This window comes from Pseudomonas sp. NPDC087803 (assembly GCF_044742995.1).
GTDB lineage: Bacteria > Pseudomonadota > Gammaproteobacteria > Pseudomonadales > Pseudomonadaceae > Aquipseudomonas.
Genome location: NZ_JBIUVO010000124.1, coordinates 1 through 4108 on the forward strand (window position 1 = coordinate 1; position 4108 = coordinate 4108).

Annotated in this window: 5 protein-coding genes; all 5 read left to right on the plus strand. The window is 56.5% G+C overall.

Going from position 1 to position 4108, the window contains the following annotated elements; all coding sequences use genetic code 11:
• A partial coding sequence (gene ilvN, locus ACIOUG_RS26645; protein WP_401070112.1) for an acetolactate synthase small subunit occupies positions 1 to 257 on the plus strand: 257 nt, incomplete at its 5' end.
• 48 nt (positions 258 to 305) lie between these two features.
• Positions 306 to 1322, plus strand: coding sequence for a ketol-acid reductoisomerase (gene ilvC / locus ACIOUG_RS26650; RefSeq protein ID WP_003228216.1), 1017 nt, complete (start codon positions 306 to 308; stop codon positions 1320 to 1322).
• Positions 1323 to 1469: 147 nt separating this feature from the next.
• The gene (gene pssA, locus ACIOUG_RS26655) at positions 1470 to 2327 is read left to right on the plus strand and encodes a CDP-diacylglycerol--serine O-phosphatidyltransferase (RefSeq protein ID WP_064589202.1); all 858 of its coding nucleotides are present in this window, start codon (positions 1470 to 1472) and stop codon (positions 2325 to 2327) included.
• 63 nt (positions 2328 to 2390) lie between these two features.
• Positions 2391 to 3404, plus strand: a complete 1014-nt coding sequence (gene msrP, locus ACIOUG_RS26660) for a protein-methionine-sulfoxide reductase catalytic subunit MsrP (RefSeq protein ID WP_401070115.1) — start codon at positions 2391 to 2393, stop codon at positions 3402 to 3404.
• Positions 3404 to 4015, plus strand: coding sequence for a protein-methionine-sulfoxide reductase heme-binding subunit MsrQ (msrQ, locus tag ACIOUG_RS26665; protein ID WP_401070118.1), 612 nt, complete (start codon positions 3404 to 3406; stop codon positions 4013 to 4015). Before msrP ends, msrQ begins: the two co-directional genes overlap by 1 nt.
• Positions 4016 to 4108 lie beyond the last annotated feature (93 nt).

Genomic DNA, 4108 nt, shown 5'->3' on the forward strand with positions numbered 1-4108 from the left:
GCTCTCACATCGAGCGCGAGCTGATGCTGGTCAAGGTCAAGGCCACTGGCGCCCAGCGCGCCGAGATCAAACGCACCACCGATATTTACCGTGGACAGATCGTCGATGTCAGCGCCAGCGTGTATACCGTTCAATTGACCGGTACCAGCGACAAGCTCGACAGCTTCATTCAGTCCATCGGCACCGCATCGATTCTGGAAACCGTCCGTAGCGGCGTGACCGGCATTGCCCGCGGCGACAAAGTACTCAGCATCTAAACCAAATTAGCGAATGGCCTGAACGGCCTGGATATATAGGGGAAATTCATGAAAGTTTTCTACGATAAAGACTGCGACCTGTCGATCATCCAGGGCAAGAAAGTTGCCATCATCGGTTACGGTTCCCAGGGCCACGCTCAAGCGTGCAACCTGAAAGACTCCGGTGTCGACGTTACCGTCGGTCTGCGTAAAGGTTCGGCCACTGTTGCCAAAGCCGAAGCCCACGGCCTGAAAGTGACCGACGTGGCTTCCGCTGTTGCGGCTGCCGACCTGGTCATGATCCTGACCCCGGACGAATTCCAGTCTTCGCTGTACAAGAACGAAATCGAGCCGAACATCAAGAAAGGCGCCACCCTGGCCTTCTCCCACGGCTTCGCGATCCACTACAACCAGGTTGTTCCGCGCGCTGACCTCGACGTGATCATGATCGCGCCGAAAGCCCCGGGCCACACCGTACGTTCCGAGTTCGTGAAGGGCGGCGGTATCCCTGACCTGATCGCGATCTATCAGGACGCCTCGGGCAACGCCAAAAATGTTGCGCTGTCCTACGCTGCTGGTGTCGGTGGCGGTCGTACCGGCATCATCGAAACCACTTTCAAGGACGAGACCGAAACCGACCTGTTCGGCGAGCAAGCTGTACTGTGCGGCGGTACCGTTGAGCTGGTAAAAGCCGGTTTCGAAACCCTGGTTGAAGCTGGCTACGCGCCGGAAATGGCCTACTTCGAGTGCCTGCACGAACTGAAACTGATCGTTGACCTCATGTACGAAGGCGGTATCGCCAACATGAACTACTCGATCTCCAACAACGCTGAATACGGCGAGTACGTGACCGGTCCGGAAGTGATCAACGCCGAATCCCGTCAGGCCATGCGCAACGCCCTGAAACGTATTCAGGACGGCGAATACGCCAAAATGTTCATCAGCGAAGGCGCAACCGGCTACCCTTCGATGACCGCCAAGCGTCGTAACAACGCCGCTCACGGTATCGAAATCATCGGCGAGCAACTGCGCTCCATGATGCCGTGGATCGGTGCCAACAAGATCGTCGACAAAGCCAAAAACTAAGTCGCCCTTCTTGTACGGAAAACGCGGCCTCGGCCGCGTTTTTTCGTTTGTGCTGGTGGTTCTGGTATAAAGCTGCAGCGTTTGTGGCCGAACTGTCGTCCTCAAGCACCTGTCGAAATTTCTCCAAACCGTTGCAAGGTAATGTCCATGAGCGAACGTCCCGAAGAGCCGAACCAGGCTTCTGACGCCGAAAGCCTGCTGCCCATCGATGAACACATCGAAGAAGGGCACGACGCAGAAGGTCGTAAAGTCCGGCATCGTGGTATCTATCTGCTGCCGAATCTGTTCACCACTGCGAACCTGTTCGCAGGGTTTTATTCCATCATCAACTCGATGAGTGCCCAGGCTGCCTTGAGCGCCGGTGACTCTGCGAATGCGAGCAAGTATTTCGCCTTCGCCGCGATCGCGATTTTTGTGGCCATGGTGCTCGATGGTCTCGATGGCCGTGTCGCGCGCATGACCAATACGCAAAGTGCTTTCGGCGCCGAGTATGACTCGCTGTCCGACATGGTCGCTTTCGGTGTGGCACCGGCGCTACTGGCCTTTGGCTGGGCGCTGGGCGACATGGGCAAGGTCGGCTGGATGGTTGCCTTCATCTATGTAGCTGGTGCGGCGTTGCGTCTGGCGCGTTTCAATACCCAGGTCGGCACCGCGGACAAGCGCTACTTCATCGGTCTGGCCAGTCCGGCAGCTGCCGGCGTGGTGGCGGGGATCGTCTGGGCGTTCAGCGATTACGGCATTCAGGGTTCGAAGATGTCGTTCCTGGTCGCGCTGATGGTGGCGGCTGCCGGCATGCTGATGGTCAGCAACATCAAGTACAACAGCTTCAAGGAGCTGGATCTGAAGGGCCGTGTGCCGTTCGTGGCGATTCTCGCCGTGGTGCTGGTGTTCGCCGTGGTGTTCAGCGATCCACCGCGCATTTTGCTGCTGGTGTTCCTCGCTTACGCGGCTTCCGGCCCGGTGCAGTACCTGTTGCATCTTCGTCGGCACAAAAACGCCGAGTGATGTAATTTCCCGCATACTCCGCAGTCTATGGGTGCATCTGTCCTCCAAAGCTGCGGAGTTGTCATGCTGATCAAATTCCCCAAAGCGTCCGACTGCCATGAGTCGGATGTCACGCCTGAAGCCATTTATCTTTCTCGTCGCCAATTACTCGGAGCTACCGCAGCCGGTATCGCCGTGAGCAGCCTGCCGCGTTGGGCCAGTGCTGAAGACGCGGCGCGTTATGCCGATGTCGAGCCGGGTAAGGCGCCGGCCTGGTTTGCCGATAAGCTCCCTTCTACCAAGTGGGGCGCAGTCAACGTCAAGGATGAGGCGATCACGCCTTATAAAGACGCGACCCATTACAACAACTTCTATGAATTCGGCACTGACAAGGGTGATCCGGCAGCCAATGCCGGTTCGCTGAAAACCGAGCCGTGGAGCGTTGTCGTCGATGGGGAAGTGGGCAAGCCCGGGCGTTATGCGCTGGAAGACTTCATGAAACCGTACCAGTTGGAGGAGCGTATCTATCGCCTTCGCTGTGTTGAAGCGTGGTCAATGGTCATCCCGTGGATTGGTTTTCCGATTTCTGCGCTGCTCAAGCAGGTCGAGCCGACCTCTAAGGCCAAGTACATTCGGTTTGAAACCTTGCAGGATCCCAAAAGCATGCCTGGACAGCGCTCAGGTTTCGCGCTGATCGACTGGCCTTATGTTGAGGGCCTGCGTCTGGATGAGGCAATGAATCCGTTGGCGATTCTGGCGGTTGGCATGTATGGCCGTGAGTTGCCGAATCAGAACGGTGCGCCGCTGCGTCTGGTGGTGCCGTGGAAGTACGGCTTCAAGAGTGTGAAGTCCATTGTGCGGATCAGTCTGGTCAGCGAACAGCCCAAGACCACTTGGCAAAGCATTGCGGCAGATGAGTACGGGTTTTATGCCAATGTGAATCCGACGGTCGATCACCCGCGCTGGACTCAGGCGCGGGAACGGCGTCTACCGAACAGTCTGTTCAAACCGAATGTGCGTGATACGCAGATGTTCAACGGCTACGCGGATGAAGTCGCTTCTTTATATACCGGGCTCGATCTGCGGAAGAACTACTGATGCGATATCCGTTCTGGCGTGTAGGCGTTTTCATTGCGGCGACGATCTGGCCGTTGCTTTGGTTCTATCAGGCGTTTGCCGACTTGCTCGGCCCGGATCCAGGCAAGGTGCTGGTTGATCGGCTAGGACTGGGCACGTTGGTATTGCTGTTGATCACATTAAGCATGACGCCACTGCAGAAATTGACGGGCCGGGCGGGGTGGATTGCTGTGCGCCGGCAGTTGGGCCTTTGGTGTTTTGCTTATGTGGTTCTGCACCTGTTCAGCTACATGGCGTTCATCCTCGGTTTCGACTGGTCGCAGTTGGGCGTGGAGTTGCGTAAGCGGCCATACATTATTGTCGGTACACTGGGTTTTCTAGGATTGTTGGCATTGGCAGTAACCTCCAATCGCTACAGTCAGCGCCGGTTGGGTGTGCGCTGGAAGAAATTGCATCGGTTGGTGTATGTGATTCTGGGGCTTGGATTGCTGCACATGCTGTGGATTGTGCGAGCTGATCTTAAAGAGTGGGCGATCTACGCTTTTATAGGTGCAGTGCTGTTGCTGCTGCGTGTGCCTGCCGTGGCGCGTCGCATCCCGCGTTTGCTGACTAAAAAGCAGGTTTTGCAATAAAACTGAAATTAACGGTTGACGGCAGATTCTGGAGGTCTATAATTCGCCCCACTTCCGGCGCAGTCGAAACGGAAAACTCCTTGAGATTCAATG